17 protein-coding genes and 1 tRNA gene are annotated in these 15,593 nt (G+C 67.6%); 15 read left to right on the forward strand and 3 right to left on the reverse strand.

The window, feature by feature from the left end; genetic code table 11:
- Nucleotides 1-202: 202 nt before the first annotated feature.
- The 8 genes from coxB to ABSF49_RS13960 all read left to right on the forward strand — a co-directional run bounded on the left by coxB (nt 203) and on the right by ABSF49_RS13960 (nt 6,724).
- Nucleotides 203-1,087: a cytochrome c oxidase subunit II gene (coxB, locus tag ABSF49_RS13925; protein ID WP_424113254.1), complete on the forward strand. Its 885-nt coding sequence runs from the start codon at nt 203-205 to the stop codon at nt 1,085-1,087.
- 62 nt (nt 1,088-1,149) lie between these two features.
- The gene (gene ctaD / locus ABSF49_RS13930) at nt 1,150-2,814 is read left to right on the forward strand and encodes a cytochrome c oxidase subunit I (RefSeq protein WP_424113255.1); all 1,665 of its coding nucleotides are present in this window, start codon (nt 1,150-1,152) and stop codon (nt 2,812-2,814) included.
- A 33-nt stretch (nt 2,815-2,847) separates the two neighbouring features.
- A complete protein-coding gene (gene cyoE, locus ABSF49_RS13935) occupies nt 2,848-3,789 on the forward strand; it encodes a heme o synthase (protein WP_424113256.1) in 942 nt (313 codons plus the stop codon).
- The gene (locus tag ABSF49_RS13940) at nt 3,779-3,961 is read left to right on the forward strand and encodes a cytochrome c oxidase system small membrane protein (protein WP_424113257.1); all 183 of its coding nucleotides are present in this window, start codon (nt 3,779-3,781) and stop codon (nt 3,959-3,961) included. Before cyoE ends, ABSF49_RS13940 begins: the two co-directional genes overlap by 11 nt.
- The gene (locus ABSF49_RS13945) at nt 3,958-4,569 is read left to right on the forward strand and encodes a cytochrome c oxidase assembly protein (RefSeq protein ID WP_424113258.1); all 612 of its coding nucleotides are present in this window, start codon (nt 3,958-3,960) and stop codon (nt 4,567-4,569) included. The genes ABSF49_RS13940 and ABSF49_RS13945 overlap by 4 nt, the downstream gene beginning before the upstream one ends.
- Nucleotides 4,570-4,646: 77 nt before the next feature.
- On the forward strand, nt 4,647-5,516 hold the full coding sequence (locus ABSF49_RS13950) for a cytochrome c oxidase subunit 3 (RefSeq protein WP_424113259.1): 870 nt from the start codon (nt 4,647-4,649) through the stop codon (nt 5,514-5,516).
- A gap of 36 nt (nt 5,517-5,552) precedes the next feature.
- The gene (locus ABSF49_RS13955; RefSeq protein ID WP_424113260.1) at nt 5,553-5,936 is read left to right on the forward strand and encodes a DUF983 domain-containing protein; all 384 of its coding nucleotides are present in this window, start codon (nt 5,553-5,555) and stop codon (nt 5,934-5,936) included.
- The gene (locus ABSF49_RS13960; protein WP_424113261.1) at nt 5,933-6,724 is read left to right on the forward strand and encodes an SURF1 family protein; all 792 of its coding nucleotides are present in this window, start codon (nt 5,933-5,935) and stop codon (nt 6,722-6,724) included. Before ABSF49_RS13955 ends, ABSF49_RS13960 begins: the two co-directional genes overlap by 4 nt.
- On the opposite strand, the gene ABSF49_RS13965 is transcribed toward ABSF49_RS13960, so the two are convergent.
- Nucleotides 6,703-6,777, reverse strand: a tRNA-Val gene (locus ABSF49_RS13965). The two genes, ABSF49_RS13960 and ABSF49_RS13965, sit on opposite strands and share 22 nt — an antisense overlap.
- A gap of 130 nt (nt 6,778-6,907) precedes the next feature.
- Between ABSF49_RS13965 and ABSF49_RS13970 the strand changes: the two genes are divergently transcribed.
- A complete protein-coding gene (locus tag ABSF49_RS13970; protein WP_424113262.1) occupies nt 6,908-7,396 on the forward strand; it encodes a GNAT family N-acetyltransferase in 489 nt (162 codons plus the stop codon).
- Between the two features lie 16 nt (nt 7,397-7,412).
- Here ABSF49_RS13970 and ABSF49_RS13975 read toward each other — a convergent pair whose 3' ends face one another.
- The gene (locus ABSF49_RS13975) at nt 7,413-9,062 is read right to left on the reverse strand and encodes a class I SAM-dependent DNA methyltransferase (protein WP_424113263.1); all 1,650 of its coding nucleotides are present in this window, start codon (nt 9,060-9,062) and stop codon (nt 7,413-7,415) included.
- Between the two features lie 366 nt (nt 9,063-9,428).
- On the opposite strand from ABSF49_RS13975, the gene ABSF49_RS13980 reads away from it, so the two are divergent.
- The 4 genes from ABSF49_RS13980 to ABSF49_RS13995 all read left to right on the forward strand — a co-directional run bounded on the left by ABSF49_RS13980 (nt 9,429) and on the right by ABSF49_RS13995 (nt 13,285).
- Nucleotides 9,429-10,466, forward strand: a complete 1,038-nt coding sequence (locus tag ABSF49_RS13980) for an aspartate-semialdehyde dehydrogenase (RefSeq protein ID WP_424113264.1) — start codon at nt 9,429-9,431, stop codon at nt 10,464-10,466.
- A gap of 188 nt (nt 10,467-10,654) precedes the next feature.
- Entirely contained in the window at nt 10,655-11,590 is a 936-nt protein-coding gene (locus ABSF49_RS13985; RefSeq protein WP_424113265.1) for a flagellar motor protein MotA, read from the forward strand.
- Between the two features lie 24 nt (nt 11,591-11,614).
- Nucleotides 11,615-12,640 carry a peptidoglycan -binding protein gene (locus ABSF49_RS13990; RefSeq protein WP_424113266.1) on the forward strand — a complete coding sequence of 342 codons (1,026 nt, stop codon included), beginning with the start codon at nt 11,615-11,617 and terminating at the stop codon, nt 12,638-12,640.
- 222 nt (nt 12,641-12,862) lie between these two features.
- Nucleotides 12,863-13,285, forward strand: coding sequence for a c-type cytochrome domain-containing protein (locus ABSF49_RS13995; protein WP_424113267.1), 423 nt, complete (start codon nt 12,863-12,865; stop codon nt 13,283-13,285).
- Nucleotides 13,286-13,411: 126 nt separating this feature from the next.
- Here ABSF49_RS13995 and ABSF49_RS14000 read toward each other — a convergent pair whose 3' ends face one another.
- Nucleotides 13,412-14,287, reverse strand: coding sequence for an aldo/keto reductase family oxidoreductase (locus tag ABSF49_RS14000; RefSeq protein WP_424113268.1), 876 nt, complete (start codon nt 14,285-14,287; stop codon nt 13,412-13,414).
- 94 nt (nt 14,288-14,381) lie between these two features.
- On the opposite strand from ABSF49_RS14000, the gene ABSF49_RS14005 reads away from it, so the two are divergent.
- Both ABSF49_RS14005 and ABSF49_RS14010 read left to right on the forward strand, forming a co-directional pair.
- Nucleotides 14,382-15,290 (forward strand): LysR substrate-binding domain-containing protein, encoded by a 909-nt coding sequence (locus ABSF49_RS14005; RefSeq protein ID WP_424113269.1) that lies wholly within the window; start codon nt 14,382-14,384, stop codon nt 15,288-15,290.
- 48 nt (nt 15,291-15,338) lie between these two features.
- Nucleotides 15,339-15,593 (forward strand): transporter substrate-binding domain-containing protein (locus tag ABSF49_RS14010; RefSeq protein WP_424113270.1); only part of this gene is annotated, 255 nt, incomplete at its 3' end.

Genomic DNA, 15,593 nt, shown 5'->3' on the forward strand with positions numbered 1-15,593 from the left:
CGCAGTCCTGTCAAGGCGCGCGACGCGGCCGCGGCAGAGGGCGGTTCATGGCGCTGCGCGGTCCGTCTTTGTGATTTGCAATCCGCAAGAATGCGGTATGATGCCGCATGAGCGCGGCGCATCGTCGCATTCCGAGCGATGCGCCACGGGGAATTCGCGGCGCTGCCGGCAGCGCCGCCAAGGAAGGGGAACGGGGCAAGACATGAGGCATGGCGGACGGTTCGCACGGCATCGGATCGCGATTGGGGCGGCGAGCGCCGCGGCGAGCGCGCTGTCCGCCGCGACCGCGTGGGGCGAGGAGACCTATGGTTACGCCGCGCCGGGCCAGATCGGGTTCCAGCCGCCGGTCACCGACCTCGCCCGCTACCTGCAATGGTTTCACAACGACATTCTCGTGCCGGTGACGGTCGTCATCTCGCTGTTCGTGCTGGCGCTGCTCATCTATGTCGTCTGGCGCTTCCGCGAATCCGCCAATCCGACGCCGTCGCGCACCACCCATAACGCCGTGCTCGAGGTCGCCTGGACGATCCTGCCGGTTATCGTCCTGCTGTTCATCGCCGTGCCGTCGTTTCGGCTGCTGACGATGCAGCTGACGCTGCCGCCGCCCGAAGTGACGGTGAAGGTGACGGCGTCGCAATGGCACTGGAACTACGCCTATCCCAAGGACGAGGGCGACTTCTCCTTTGATTCGTTCATGAAGGATCAGGGCGACCTGAAGCCGGAAAGCGGCGACATCCGACTACTGGCGGTCGACAACGAAGCCGTGGTGCCGATCAACAAGGTGGTGCGGCTGCAGATCACCGCCACCGACGTCATTCACTCGTTCGTCGTGCAGTCGTTCGGCGTCCGCGTCGACGCGGTGCCGGGCCGACTCAACGAGACTTGGTTCAAGGCCGATCGCGAAGGCGTCTACTACGGGCAGTGCTCCAAGATCTGCGGCAAGGATCACGCCTTCATGCCGATCGCCTTCCGGGTCGTCAGCCAGGAAAAGTACGACGCCTGGCTCGCCGACGCCAAGAAGAAGTTCGCCGCCGCGCCGAACGCGATCCGCGTCGCGGCCTCCGCCGTCGAGGCGACGCGCCAATAAACGGGCCGGCTGACGAGATCCAGACGCCCGAGACGACCGACATTTCTCGAGGGAAACACTTCATGGCGACTGACGTTGCGCATCACGCCCAGGACCACGACCACGACCATCCGACCGGTTGGCGGCGCTACCTGTTCTCGACCAACCACAAGGACATCGGCACGCTCTATCTGATCTTCGCGGTTGTGGCGGGACTGATCGGCTATTCGTTGTCGGCGATGATCCGCATGGAGCTGATGAACCCCGGCATCGGCGTGTTCCCGACGATTTCGGCGATTCTCGCTGGTGACGGATCGATCGACGCCGCCAAGAACATGTACAACGTGTTCATCACCGCGCACGGCGTCATCATGATCTTCTTCATGGTGATGCCGGCGCTGATCGGCGGCTTCGGCAATTGGTTCGTGCCGCTGATGATCGGCGCGCCGGACATGGCCTTCCCGCGCATGAACAACATTTCGTTCTGGCTGCTGCCGGCGTCGTTCCTGCTGCTGATCCTGTCGATGTTCGTCGAAGGTTCGCCGGGCATGCACGGCTTCGGCGGCGGCTGGGTGCTCTATCCGCCGTTCTCCTCGAAGACCGGCACGCCGGGGCCGGCGATGGATTTCGTCATCCTGTCGCTGCACATCGCCGGCGCTTCGTCGATCCTCGGCGCGATCAATTTCATCACCACCATCTTCAACATGCGCGCACCCGGCATGACGATGCATCGCATGCCGCTGTTCGCCTGGTCGGTGCTGGTGACGGCGTTCCTGCTGGTTCTGGCGCTGCCGGTGCTCGCGGGCGCGTTGACCATGCTGCTCACCGACCGCAACTTCGGCACCACCTTCTTCGATCCGGCCGGCGGCGGCGACCCGATTCTGTTCCAGCACCTGTTCTGGTTCTTCGGCCATCCCGAGGTCTACATCCTCATCCTGCCGGGCTTCGGCATCGTCAGCCAGATCGTCTCGACCTTCTCGAAGAAGCCGGTGTTCGGCTACCTCGGCATGGTCTACGCGATGGTGGCGATCGGCGCGGTCGGCTTCGTGGTGTGGGCGCACCACATGTTCACCGTTGGCCTGTCGCTCAACACCCAGCGCTATTTCGTCTTTGCGACGATGGTGATCGCGGTGCCGACCGGCGTGAAGATCTTCTCCTGGATCGCGACGATGTGGGGCGGTTCGATTTCGCTTCGCGCGCCGATGCTGTGGGCGATCGGCTTCATCTTCGTATTCACCGTTGGCGGCGTCACCGGCGTGGTGCTCGCCAACGCGGGCGTCGATCGCGCCCTGCACGAAACCTATTACGTCGTCGCCCACTTCCACTACACGATGTCGCTCGGCGCCGTGTTCTCGATCTTCGCGGGGTTCTACTACTGGTTCCCCAAGATGACCGGCTACATGTACGACGAGCGGTTGGCCAAGCTGCATTTCTGGCTGCTGTTCATCGGCATTAACGTGACCTTCTTTCCCCAGCACTTCCTCGGCTTGGCGGGCATGCCGCGACGCTACATCGACTATCCCGACGCGTACTGGCAGTGGAACTTCGTCTCGTCGATCGGCGCCTATATCGCCGGCGTCGCGACGGCGGTGTTTCTCTACACGGTCTACGAAGCCTTCGCGCGCAAGCGTGTCGCGGGCGCAAATCCGTGGGGCGTGGGCGCTGACACGCTCGAGTGGACCCTGCCGTCGCCGCCGCCTTTCCATCAGTACGAGACGCTGCCGCGCATCGTCGGCTACGAGCACTGATGCGGGGCGGATGCGGATCGTGACGGGGCTGCCATGAGCGTGACGACCCAAAACGGCGCTTCTTTCGCGTCGCCGTCGATCATCGGCGACGCGTCGCCCGGCGACTATTTCGCGCTGCTCAAGCCGCGCGTGATGTCTCTGGTGATGTGGACCGCGCTCGCCGGCGTGCTGTGCGCGCCGACGCCGGTTCATCCGGTGGTCGGCTTCGCCGCGTTGCTGGCGATCGCGGTGGGCGCCGGCGCGGCCGGGGCGCTCAATATGTGGTGGGACGCCGACATCGACGCGCTGATGGCGCGTACCCGGCTGCGCCCGGTTCCGGACGGCCGGATCGAGCCGGGCGAAGCGCGCGCCTTCGGCCTGACGCTGGCGTTGCTCGCGGTTCTGACGCTTGCGGTCACGACCAATTTTCTCGCCGCCGGGCTGCTCGCCTTCACCATCTTCTTCTATGTCGTGATCTACACGATGTGGTTGAAGCGGCTGACCCCGCTCAACATCGTCATCGGCGGCGCCGCCGGCGCGCTGCCGCCGGTCGTCGGCTACGCGGCGGCGAGCGGCGGCGTCGGGTTCGACATCCTGTCGCTGTTCGCGGTGATCTTCGTCTGGACGCCGCCGCATTTCTGGGCGTTGGCGCTGGTGAAGAGCGGCGACTACGCGCGCGCCGGCGTGCCGATGCTGCCCAACGTCAAGGGCGCGGCGCGCACCCGCACCGAGATCCTCGTCTATTCGCTCGTTCTGGCGCCGCTCGGCCTGACCCCCTGGCTGACCGGGCTCGGCGGCCCGCTCTACGCGGTCGCTGCGGCGGTCGCCGGCGTCGGCATGGTGATCATGGCGCTGCGGGTCTATCGCATCCGCGAGGGCGCCGCCGCCAACCGGGCGGCGATGCAGATGTTCGGCTTCTCGATCGTCTATCTGTTCACGCTGGTCGCGCTGCTGATCGCCGAGCGCGGCCTGGCGGCGATCGCTGATGGGATCTAGTGAAGGCATGGCCATGCATGCGCCGATCGAATCCTCGCCGCCCGCCGCCGCTTCGCGCAACCTGCGCCTGCGCAATCTGGCCGTCGGTCTGTGCGTCGCCTTTCTCGCCGCGCTGTTCTACGCCATCGCCATCGTCAAGATGGGCGCGTATTCGCTGTCACCGCCGCCATGACCGTCGTCCCGCAGAACCCGAAGCCCGACGCCGCGCGCAGCAATCGGCGCGTCGCGATGACGCTCGCGGCGACAGCGGTGGCGATGGTCGGCGCCGCCTACGCCGCCGTCCCGCTCTACGCCGCCTTCTGCAAGGCGACCGGCTACGGCGGTACGACCCAGGTCGCGCGCGTCGCGCCGGCGGCGCGCGGCGCCCGCACGCTCAGCGTCAGCTTCGACGCCAATGTTGCGCCGGGACTCGAGTGGACCTTCGAGCCGGAGACGCCGAGGGTCGCGTTGCGCACCGGCGCCACCGCGACGGTCTATTTTCGCGTCCACAATCGCAGCACGCGTGAAACCGCCGCGGTCGCGGTTTTCAACGTGACGCCGGAGGCCTCCGGCGCGTGGTTCGACAAGGTGTCGTGCTTCTGCTTTTCGCAGCAGCGCCTCGGCCCCAACGAGACCGCCGAGTTGCCGGTCGTCTTCTTTCTCGATCCGCGCCTCGAGCAGGATCACACGATGGACGACGTTGCGGCGATCACTTTGTCCTATACGTTGTTCGCCGCGAACGACGCCGCCAAGCCGGTGGCCCTGGCGCCGCAGGCGGGCGGCGCGGCGCCGCGGTTGTGAGGAACATGCGCCCTTAGGCGCCCGGTTGGATCGAGCCCGGCGGCGGCGACGCCGGTCGGAAGGAGCAGGGGAAGAGAATGGCCGACGCGCACGCCAAGCCGCATCACGACTACCACTTGGTCAATCCGAGCCCGTGGCCGTTGGTCGGCGCCTCCTTCGCCTTCCTCACCGCGGTCGGCCTGATCCTGTCGATGCACGCCAGCGAGATGGCGCTGGGTCGCTTCGGCCTGCCGCTGCTCGGCGTCGGCGTCGCCGGCCTGCTCTACGTCATGGCGTCGTGGTGGTTCGACGTCGTCCACGAAGCGGAGACCGGCGACCATACGCGGGTAGTGCAGATCGGCCTGCGTTACGGCATGATCCTGTTCATCGCCTCCGAGGTGATGTTCTTCGTCGCCTGGTTCTGGGCGTTCTTCGACGCTTCGCTGTTCACCAACGAGGCCATCCAATACGGCCGCGTGGCCTTCACCGGCGGCGTATGGCCGCCCAAGGGCATCGAGGTTCTCGACCCGCTCAACCTGCCGCTGCTGAACACGCTGATCCTGCTGACCTCGGGCGCGACCGTCACCTGGGCCCACCACGCGCTGCTGCACGACGACCGCCAGGGGCTGCAAGCGGGTTTGACGCTGACCGTCCTGCTCGGCATTTGCTTCACTTGCGTGCAGGCCTGGGAGTACGCGCACGCGCCGTTCGCCTTCAAGAACTCGATCTACGGCGCGACCTTCTTTATGGCCACCGGTTTCCACGGCGCGCACGTGATCATTGGCACGATCTTCCTGATCGTGTGCCTGGCGCGCGCCCACGCCGGCCAGTTCAAGCCGGAGCAGCATCTCGGCTTCGAGTTCGCCGCTTGGTACTGGCATTTCGTCGACGTGGTCTGGCTGTTCCTGTTCTGCTGCATCTACGTCTGGGGTTCGTGGGGCGCGACGATCGAGGGAGCGGCGGGGTGATCATTCGCCGCCGCCTGCGCGAAGCGCCGGCGCGCCATGGCCAGTGAACCGGGCGGCGGCGCGTCGCTCTCGCCGTTCATCACCGGCTTGCGCGGGCGCTGCCCGCGCTGTGGCCGGGGGCGGCTGTTCTCGGGTTTCCTCACCGTGGCGCCCAAGTGCGGCGCCTGCGACCTCGATCTGAGTTTCGCCGACGCCGGCGACGGCCCCGCGGTGTTCGTGTCGCTGGTCGGCGGGTTCCTGGTCCTCGGCGCGGCGCTCGCAGTCGAGACGGCGTTCGAGCCGCCACTGTGGATCTATCCGATCATCTTCGCGCCACTCGCGCTCGTCGTTTGCGTCGGCCTGTTGCGGCCGTTCAAGGGGTTCCTGATCGCTGCGCAATACGTCAATCGGGCCCAGCAGGGGCGACTGGACGGGCTGTGAACGAACGCGCTCGCGCTTTGATTGCGCCGGCCTTCGCGACGGTCGTCGGCGTCGCGCTGCTCATCGGCCTCGGCGACTGGCAGTTGCGCCGCCTCGCCTGGAAAGAGACGCTGATCGCCGCGGTCGAAACGCGCGCGCACGCCGCGCCGGTCGACGCGCCGTCCGAATCCGAATGGCCGCGGCTCGATCCGGTTGATTACGAATACAAGCGCGTGCGGCTCTCGGGAGTCTTCGACGGAGGCCGCCAAGTTCTGGTGTTTCGCGCCCTCTCGGAGCCCCGCGGGCGATACGGCGGGCCCGGCTATCTGGTGATGACGCCGCTCGAGCTCGCCGACGGCGCGACCGTGCTGATCGATCGCGGCTTCGTGCCGGAGGCGCGAAAGGCCGCGGCGGGCGAGGGACTCGGCGGCGACGAGACGACGGTCGTCGGCCTCATGCGCGCCAGCGAGACGCGCAACGCGTTCACGCCGTCCGACGATCCGGCCTCGGGCCAGTGGTTCACCCGCGATGTCGGGGCCATCGCGCACGCCGAGGGACTGACCCGGACCGCGCCGTTCTTCATTGACGCCGACGCCGGCGCCGATCCGGCGGCGCTGCCGGAAGGCGGCGAGACGATCCTCGCCTTTCCCAACAACCATCTTTCCTATGCGCTGACCTGGTTCGGCATGGCGGCGGCGCTGGTCGGCGTCTTCCTCGCCTATGCGGCGTCGCGGCTGCGCGAAGGGCAGGGAGGAGAAGAGGTCCGCTCGGCGGTCGGCGATGGAGATGGTGGGCGGCACAGGGATTGAACCTGTGGCCCCCTCGATGTCACCGAGGTGCTCTACCGCTGAGCTAGCCGCCCAACTCCATCAGGTCTCGCAAAAGGCCTAACGACCGCGAGTAGGCGGGGTATAGACAATCGCGCCGCCGCGCGCAATGGCGTTTTCTCGGGAAAAAACGCGAGCGATTTTCGCACCATGGGAGCCAATCTGATGCTGCGGGCCGCTTCCGTCGACGATCTCGACGCCGTCATGGCGATCGAACGGACGTCGGGGTTCGAGCGCTGGGTCGGGCGTTCGAGCGCCGCAGAGCACCGCGCGATGATGGCCGACGCCAATGCCGCCTATCTGGTCGGCGAGGCGGACGGCGCAGTGGTCGCCTTCGCCATCCTGCGCGATCTCAACGATCCGCACGGCAATCGCTATCTCAAGCGCGTCGCCGTCGCGCGTCCCGACCAGGGCGTCGGCGGCGCCTTTCTCGAACAAGTGATCGACTGGGCTTTCAACCGCGCCGGCGCACATCGATTCTGGCTCGACTGCTTTTCCCATAACGCGCGGGCCCAGCGCGTTTACGAGAAGCTCGGATTCACCCGCGACGGCGTACTGCGCGAAGCTTATCTCGGCGCCGACGGCGTGCGGCGCGATTTGACGATGATGGCGCTGACGCGGCCGCGGTGGGCGGAGCGCGGCGCGCGCCGCTGAGCCGGAACTGTCCGCGTCAGGCGGCGCGCCGTTCGAGCAGAATCAAGGCGCCCTCGACCGGCGTGGAGGCCTCCGAGCGCAACACCGTCGCCTGTTCGGCGGACGGCGCGAACCACGCCGCCGCCGCGTCGCGCAGCGCCGACAGCTCGTGAGCGAAGCGGCCGGAGGGAAGCAACGCGTAAGGCGCCGCGTCGATCGTCTCGACGTTGAAGGCGAGCAGCGCGCCAGGCGGCATGACGCGCGCGGCGGCGGCGAGAAAGGCGTCCAGGGCGCCGAGATAGATCAGCACGTCGGCGGCGAAGACGAGATCGAAGTTTTCGCCGGTCTGTTCGAGGAAGGCGATCATGTCGGCTTCGACGAGTTCATCGTAGGCGCGCCGCTTCGCCGCCTTGGCGAGCATGCGCGGCGACAGGTCGACGCCGACGAGCCGCGATCGTCCGAGTCGCAGATGCCTGGCGGCGAGCCCGGTGCCGCAGCCGAGGTCGACGGCGCGCGGCAGCTCGCTCCGGCGCGCGGCGACGAGTCGCGCGAGTTTCTCAGGAACGTCGTAGCCGAGCACCTCGACGAGTTGCTTGTCGAACGTGTCGGCGAAACGGTCGAAATAGGCGATGAGATAATCGCGCGGCGCGCGGTCGAGCTTCTCGCCGACCACCGCGTCGAACAGATAGCGTTGGATCGGATCGTCATCCGAGTGCGGCAACCGCGCGCGGCCGAGGCGGATCGCCGCGTCGCGATGGCCATAAGCGCTGAGCAACGAAAAGGCGGTCCGCGCGACCGTCGCCTCGTCTTCCGCGTCGGCCTTCGCCGCCTCGCGATAGGCGGAAAATGCGGCGACGTCGTCGGCGACGATCGCAGCCTCGAGGAAGCGCGCCAGGGCGTAGCGACGCGTCAGCTTCTGGTCGACGCCGACGCCGCCGGCGATCTGGGTCGCCATTTCGCGCGCGGCGCCGGAAAAGTCGCCGGTGAAGAACAGCGCCTGGCCGAGCCCGGCGTGGACGAGCGCGTGCAGGCCGCCGGCGGCGATCGCACGGCGCCAGTGCGTAACCGCCTCGGCGTAACGCCGCTGCTCGAAGCACAGCAGGCCGAGGCCGAACGCGGCCTCGGAGAGCTGTGGGTCGCGCTTGAGCGCAGCCGCGAAAGCCCGTTCGGCGGTCTCGGGGTCGGAGAGCGCGTTGGCGACCAGCGCCAGCCCGAGCCAAGCGCGGGCGAGCCCCGAATCGAGCGCCAGCGCGCGTTCGAACACAGGACGCGCCTCGGCGGTCTCGCCGCTCGCGTGAAGCGTCGAGCCGAGGTCGAGCCACAGCGCGGCGTCGTTGGGCGCCAGCGCCGCCGCGACGGCGAGAATGGCGCTGGCCGCGCGCACGTTGTTCATCGACCAATGGGTCAGGCCGAACCGGCGCAGCGCGGCGGCGGGCGGGATTCCTTGCAAGAACAGCGCGTCGAGCGGCGCGCTGGCGGCGCGCCAGGAGGCGATCCTCGCGCCGATCTCGGCGGCGTCGAGGCGCGAAACGACGGGCGGCAGGCTGGGGTCGCCGCCGGCCGCATAGGGGACGAAGGCGAGCGAGTCGCGGCGGTGGGGATCGGTTTCAAGCCAAGCGTGAAGCCCCGCATCCGAGTCTTGCTCCCGGGCGCGCACGCGCGCCGCCGCCGAAACGCCTCTGACCATCCCCGACTCCTTACCGGCCCCATTTGGCCCTTGGGAGCTTCATTGATGGTTTTCCAGACTGGAGCGAGCCTGACCTGTCTGAGCGGACCTGGAGGTTCGGGTGCGGGCGGGCATGATCGGCCGCATTGACTTCGCCGCCGCGCCGTGTTTTCCACCTGTCGTCCCGGCGCCTCGGCGCCGCAGCTCGGACCCTTGCGATGCCGCTTCGTGCAATGAAAACGACGAGCAAATCGCATGCCGCCACGACAGGCGGCGTGAAGGGTTAACTGCGCCTTCCGCTCCGGCTCCTCCCCCGGCGGGGCGTCGAGGAGCCCGCCCGCGAGGGGCGGAAATTGGGGGGAGCCGCGAGCGAAAGGATCGTTTCTCATGCAAGGGTTCAAGGTCGCGGTGGCGGGCGCCACCGGCAACGTCGGGCGCGAGATGCTCAGCATTCTCGCCGAGCGCCGTTTCCCCGTCTCTGAAGTCGTCGCGCTGGCGTCCTCCCGCTCGATCGGCAAGGAGGTCTCGTTCGGCGATCGCGTTCTCAAGTGCAAGGCGCTCGAGAACTACGACTTCTCGACGACCGACATCTGCCTGATGTCGGCGGGCGGCGCGGTGTCGAAGGAATGGTCGCCGAAGATCGGCGCTCAGGGCTGCGTCGTCATCGACAATTCCTCGACCTGGCGCATGGACCCCGATGTGCCGCTGGTGGTGCCGGAGGTCAACGCCGACGCCGCGCGCGGCTACGGCAAGAAGAACATCATCGCCAATCCCAATTGCTCGACCGCGCAGCTTGTCGTCGCGCTGAAGCCGCTGCACGACAAGGCGCGCATCAAGCGGGTGGTGGTCTCGACCTATCAGTCGGTCTCCGGCGCGGGCAAGGCGGCGATGGACGAGCTGTTCACGCAGACGCGCGCGGTATTCACCACCGATCCGGTCGAGGCGAAGAAGTTCCCGAAGCGGATCGCCTTCAACCTCATTCCGCAAATCGACGTCTTCATGGAAGACGGCTCGACCAAGGAAGAGTGGAAGATGGTGGCCGAGACCAAGAAGATCCTCGATCCCAAGATCAAGCTGACCGCGACCTGCGTGCGCGTGCCGGTGTTCATCAGCCATTCGGAGTCGGTCAACATCGAGTTCGAGAAGCCGATCACCGCCGACGAAGCGCGCAACATCCTCGCCGCCGCGCCCGGCTGCCTGGTGATCGACCGCCGCGAGCCCGGCGGCTACATCACGCCGCACGAGGCGGCGGGCGAGGACGCGACCTACATCTCGCGCATCCGCGAGGACCCGACGGTCGAGAACGGCCTCGCGCTGTGGTGCGTCTCCGACAATCTGCGCAAGGGCGCGGCGCTGAATGCGGTCCAGATCGCCGAAGTGCTGGTCAACCGCGGCTGGCTCAAGCCGAAGCAGAAGGTCGCCTGACGCCGACGCGCGGGCGCTGCGGCCGCCGCCGCTCGACTTTCGGAGTCGTGGCGACCGCGCCCTCGGCGAGGCGGCTTTCGCGGGCGCGGGGCAAGGTCGAAACGTCGCCGTGGCGGCGCCCTTGGCGTCGCCGGCCTCATTTCTGCTAGGATGCCTCGACACGTTCAGCCCGCTTAACCGGTTCCCATATGGCGCAAGCATCGGATCATCGCCTCCTGACCTCGCCGCGCATCTTCTTGGTCGGCATGGCGGCCTTCCTGATCCTGGTCGGGTTCGTCGCCCTCATCCTCTACAAGCAGATTCTGCTCGCGTTTTCGGCCAATCCGGGGCTGAACGGACTGATCATCGGCGTGCTGACGATCGGCTCGCTGTTCGCCTTTCGCCAGGTGTTCCGGCTGTTCCGTGAAATCCGCTGGGTCAATTCGCTTGTCCAACCGGTCGCCGGCGCGCGAATCGTCGAGCCGCGACTGCTCGGGCCGATGGCGACGCTGATCAACGCCGGAGCGGGAGAGCGGGGCCTGTCGACCGCCACCTCGCGCGCGATCCTCGATTCGATCGGCGCCAGGCTCGACGAGGGTCGCGAGCTCAACCGCTATCTCGTCGGTCTGCTGGTCTTCCTCGGCCTGCTCGGCACCTTCTGGGGCCTGCTCGAGACCGTTCATTCGATCAGCGGCGTGATCGATTCGATGAAGACCGGCGCCGACACCACGACCATGTTCGACGACTTGAAGAGCGGCCTGTCGGCCCCGATCGCGGGCATGAGCATTTCGTTCACGTCGTCGCTGTTCGGCCTCGCCGGCTCGCTGATCCTCGGCTTTCTCGACCTTCAGGCGGGGCAGGCGCAGAACCGGTTCTACACCGAACTCGAGGACTTCCTCGCCGCCCATGTCGAAATGAATCCGCCGCCGGCGACCGCGCTTCACGAAAAGGCGGCGGGCGAAGTGTACGACCAGCGCCGCAGCGCGGCGGCGATGGCGAGCCTCGCCGAAGGCATTCAGTCGCTGGTGAGCCACATGCGCACCGAGCAGCAGCAGATCCGCGATTGGGTCAACGCCCAGACGACTCTGCAGGACGATATCCGCAAGCTGCTGCGGCGCCTGACGAGCGAGCGCGAGACGCGCTGATCCTTCGTCGCACGGAGTCAAGCCATGGCGTTGTCGCACCGGCGCCGATTCGAGAGCGTGAACTACTGGCCGGGCTTCGTCGACGCGCTGTCGACGATGCTGCTGGTCATCATCTTCCTGTTGTCGGTGTTCATGCTGGCGCAGTTCTTCCTATCGCGCGAGGTGACCGGCAAGGACACCGCGCTCGCCAAACTCAACCAGCAGATCGAGGAGTTGACCAGCCTGCTGGCGCTCGAGCGGTCGCAGAAGAGCGAGGACCAGACCAAGATCGCCTCGCTGACCGCGACGCTCGAAGCCTCGCAGTCCGAGAGCCAGCATCTGCTCGACGCCGCCGCCGAGGGTGGCGCGGGCGCGGAAGCGGAGAAGGACAGGGCGACTGCGGCGGCGAACGCGCTCGACGACCAGCGCCAGATCTCGGCCAAGGCGCTCGCCCAGGTCGACATCCTCAACCAGCAGATCTCCGCCTTGCGCAAGCAGCTCGCGGCGATCCAGGAGGCGCTTGAAGCTTCCGAATCTTCCGGCCGCGAAGCGCAGGCCAAGATCGCCGATCTCGGCCAGCGGCTCAACGTCGCGCTGGCGCAGAAGGTGCAGGAGCTCGCGCGCTACCGCTCCGACTTCTTCGGCCGCTTGCGCCAGATTCTCGGCGCCCGTCCCGACATTCGCGTCGTCGGCGACCGCTTCGTGTTCGAATCCTCGGTGCTGTTCGAATCGGCCAAGGCCGACATCAGCCCCGCCGGCAAGCAGTCGCTCGACTCGCTCGCCGCGGCGGTGCTCGACCTCGAGCGCGAGATTCCGCCCGACATTCCCTGGATTCTGCGCGTCGACGGCCACACCGATTCCAAGGCGATCAGCGGCGGGCCGTTCAAGTCGAATTGGGAGTTGTCGGCGGCGCGCGCGATCGCCGTCGTGCAATACCTCATCTCCAAAGGCATCGAGCCGACGCGCCTCGCGGCGGCCGGCTTCGGCGAATTCCAGCCGATCGATCCCGGCACGGACGACGAAGCGCTCGCCCACAACCGCCGCATCGAACTCAAATTGACCGAAAGATAGGACGGACGGAGGCGCGGCAAGGCGCCGCGCGCAGCGGACCTTTCAATCCGTTTGGCGTCATTTTGCCGTTCATTCCGCTTCTCCGCGTCGAATCGGTCGCGACTCAGAGACGCAGGGTCGCGCCTTGCAATTGCGCATAGCCTTTCCACATGGTCGACCGGCGCGGACTTCGCGCCTCGAGCGCCGCGCGTACGGCGAACGACGGGTCTGAGGGAGGCTCGCATGACGTCTCGATACACTGTGGCGATGGGCGCGGCGACAGCGCTGACGACGATGCTCTTCGTCGGCCCGGCGATGAACCTTCTGCCCGGCGAGGCCTGCGCTGCGCAGCCTACGAAGCCGCACGTCAGCTTCTCTGAGGACGTGCTGCCGCTGCTCAAATTCAAATGCTCCGCCTGCCACCTGCCCGGCGGCGAAGGATTCGAAAAGAGCGGATTCGAGGTGACTTCCTACGAGACGGTGATGAGGGGCACGAAGTTCGGTGCGATGATCATTCCCGGCGACGCGGATTCGAGCAGCCTGATGCGGTTGCTCGATTGGCGCGTCTCCGAGGACATCCGGATGCCGCATGGCAAGAAGGAATTGTCGATTTGCGATCGGGACCTCATTCGCACCTGGATCTTTGAAGGCGCGAAGAACGACTGAGGCGCCCGGCCGCGCCCAACGGACGCGGCGCTGATTGCGCGTCCCTTCAACCCCAACGCCTCTCCCGCGTTGGGAGTCCGAGAGGAAGCCCGTCTCGCGTCGGACCATCCGGGAGAGAAGACGCCGTCAGGCGGCGGCGGCGCGCGCGACTTCGTCGAGCGCCGCGCGGGCCTCGTCGGGCAGCGCGAGATCGACCGCGGCGAGGTTCTCGCGCAGGTGGGCGAGCGACGAAGTGCCGGGGATCAGCAGGATGTTCGGCGCGCGAGCGAGCAGCCATGCGAGCGCAACCAGCATCTGCGTCGCGCCGAGACGCTGCGCGACGTCGGACAGGACCGAAGACTGCAGCGGCGTAAACCCGCCGAGCGGGAAAAACGGCGCGTAGGCGATTCGGTCGCGCGCGAGTTCGTCGATCAGCGCGTCGTCGGCCCGATGCGCGACGTTGTAGAGGTTCTGCACGCAGACGATGTCGCAAATCTTGCGTCCCTCGGCGATCTGGGCCCGCGTGACGTTGCTCAAGCCGACGTGGCGCACCAGACCCTGGCGCTGAAGCTCGGCGAGCACGGCGAGCGGCGCCTCGATCGATCCCTCGACCGGCCCGTGAACGCCGAACGCGCGAAAGTTGACGACCTCGAGCGCATCGAGGCCCAGGTTGCGCAAGTTGTCGTGCACCGCCTGCGTCAGCTCCTCGCGCGAGAACGCAGGGAGCCATGATGCGTCCGCGCCGCGGCGGGCGCCGATCTTGGTGACGATGACGAGGTTGTCGGGATAGGGATGCAACGCCTCGCGGATGATCTGGTTGGTGACGTGCGGGCCGTAGAAGTCGCTGGTGTCGATGTGGTTGACGCCCTGCGCGACCGCCTCGCGCAGCACGGCGACAGCGACGCCGCGATCCTTCGGCGGGCCGAACACGCCGGGTCCGGCGAGCTGCATGGCGCCGTAGCCGAGCCGCTTGACCGTGCGGTCGCCGAGCTTGAACGCGCCGGCCTTGTCAATGCTGGACATGATCCGTCTCCTTTGCCGAAGGCGCTAAGGTAGGGATTGCCCGCTCGCGCGACAATCTGGCACAATCTAGACAGGTTGTGCGGAAAATAGAACAATGAAGGTCGATCTCGGCGATTTGAACGCCTTCGTCGCGGTGGCGCGCGCCAAGGGCTTCCGCGAGAGCGCGCGCGCGAGCGGCGCCAGCGCCTCGAGCTTGAGCGAAGCGGTGCGGCGGCTGGAGGCCGATCTCGGCGTCCGCCTGCTCAACCGGACGACGCGCAGCGTTGCGCCCACCGAGGCCGGCGTGCGTCTGCTCGCTCGGCTCGGCTCGGCATTGACCGAAGTCGAGGCGGCGCTTGACGGTGTGACGGCGCTGGCCGACCGGCCCGCTGGAACCCTGCGGCTCAACGTCCCCGTCAGCGCGTCGCGGCTGACGCTGCCGCGCATCGTTCCGCGGTTCCTCGCCGCCTATCCCGACATTACGCTGGAGGTGATCGCCGACGACAGTTTCGTCGACGTGCTGGCGGCCGGCTGCGACGCCGGCATCCGTTACGACGAGCGGCTGGAGCAGGACATGGTCGCGGTGCCGATTGGGCCGCGCATCCAGCGCTTCGCCGCCGCCGCCGCGCCCGCCTATCTCGATCGCCGCGGCCGGCCCGCGCACCCGCGCGAACTGCTCGCCCACGCTTGCCTGCGCGGCCGCTTCGCCGACCGGGCGCCGCCGGCGTGGGAGTTCGAGCGCGACGGCGAGATCGTGCGCGTCGACCCGTCGGGACCGCTGCTGGTGCGGCTCGGCGGCGGATCCGACCTGCTGGTCGACGCGGCGATCGCCGGCGTCGGAATCACCCATCATTTCGAAGACTGGCTGCGCCCGCATCTCGACAGCGGCGCGCTTGAGCCGATCCTCGAAGACTGGTGGCTGCGTTTTTCGGGGCCATTCCTCTACTATCCCGGCCGCCGCCTCGTGCCCGCGCCGCTGCGGGCGTTCGTCGACTTCGTCAAGGCGTCGCGCGACACCGCCTGAGCAGACAGGTCCCTTGCGCCGGCTTTGCCCTCGCGCCACTGTTCGCGGATGCTGCACCGTCTCCGCTCTGCCGCGCCGCTCGTCCTGCTCTTGGCCGGACTGCTCGCGCTCGCCGCGCCGGCGTCGGCGCAGACGCGGCTCGACGACATTCTCGCGCGCGGCGTCCTGCGCGTCGGCGCAACGGGCGACTATCCGCCGTTCGCCGTCCGCGGCGCCGACGGCGCCTATTCCGGCCTCGACATCGACGCGGCGCAGGCGCTCGGCGCGGCGCTGGGGGTCAAGGTCGAATTCGTCGCGACCCGT

Origin of the sequence: Roseiarcus sp., from assembly GCF_049514155.1 — a bacterium.
Lineage (GTDB): Bacteria > Pseudomonadota > Alphaproteobacteria > Rhizobiales > Beijerinckiaceae > Roseiarcus.

What these genes read in the sequence shown, in the direction of transcription:
- ABSF49_RS13940 (WP_424113257.1), top strand. Translation starts at nt 3,779, where the DNA reads ATGGGATCTAGTGAAGGCATGGCCATGCATGCGCCGATCGAATCCTCG.
- ABSF49_RS13980 (WP_424113264.1), top strand. Translation starts at nt 9,429, where the DNA reads ATGCAAGGGTTCAAGGTCGCGGTGGCGGGCGCCACCGGCAACGTCGGG.
- ABSF49_RS13995 (WP_424113267.1), top strand. Translation starts at nt 12,863, where the DNA reads ATGACGTCTCGATACACTGTGGCGATGGGCGCGGCGACAGCGCTGACG.
- coxB (WP_424113254.1), top strand. Translation starts at nt 203, where the DNA reads ATGAGGCATGGCGGACGGTTCGCACGGCATCGGATCGCGATTGGGGCG.
- ABSF49_RS13945 (WP_424113258.1), top strand. Translation starts at nt 3,958, where the DNA reads ATGACCGTCGTCCCGCAGAACCCGAAGCCCGACGCCGCGCGCAGCAAT.
- ABSF49_RS13950 (WP_424113259.1), top strand. Translation starts at nt 4,647, where the DNA reads ATGGCCGACGCGCACGCCAAGCCGCATCACGACTACCACTTGGTCAAT.
- ABSF49_RS13990 (WP_424113266.1), top strand. Translation starts at nt 11,615, where the DNA reads ATGGCGTTGTCGCACCGGCGCCGATTCGAGAGCGTGAACTACTGGCCG.
- ABSF49_RS13955 (WP_424113260.1), top strand. Translation starts at nt 5,553, where the DNA reads ATGGCCAGTGAACCGGGCGGCGGCGCGTCGCTCTCGCCGTTCATCACC.
- ABSF49_RS14005 (WP_424113269.1), top strand. Translation starts at nt 14,382, where the DNA reads ATGAAGGTCGATCTCGGCGATTTGAACGCCTTCGTCGCGGTGGCGCGC.
- ctaD (WP_424113255.1), top strand. Translation starts at nt 1,150, where the DNA reads ATGGCGACTGACGTTGCGCATCACGCCCAGGACCACGACCACGACCAT.
- ABSF49_RS13985 (WP_424113265.1), top strand. Translation starts at nt 10,655, where the DNA reads ATGGCGCAAGCATCGGATCATCGCCTCCTGACCTCGCCGCGCATCTTC.
- ABSF49_RS13970 (WP_424113262.1), top strand. Translation starts at nt 6,908, where the DNA reads ATGCTGCGGGCCGCTTCCGTCGACGATCTCGACGCCGTCATGGCGATC.
- ABSF49_RS13975 (WP_424113263.1), bottom strand. Translation starts at nt 9,062, where the DNA reads ATGGTCAGAGGCGTTTCGGCGGCGGCGCGCGTGCGCGCCCGGGAGCAA.
- cyoE (WP_424113256.1), top strand. Translation starts at nt 2,848, where the DNA reads ATGAGCGTGACGACCCAAAACGGCGCTTCTTTCGCGTCGCCGTCGATC.
- ABSF49_RS14000 (WP_424113268.1), bottom strand. Translation starts at nt 14,287, where the DNA reads ATGTCCAGCATTGACAAGGCCGGCGCGTTCAAGCTCGGCGACCGCACG.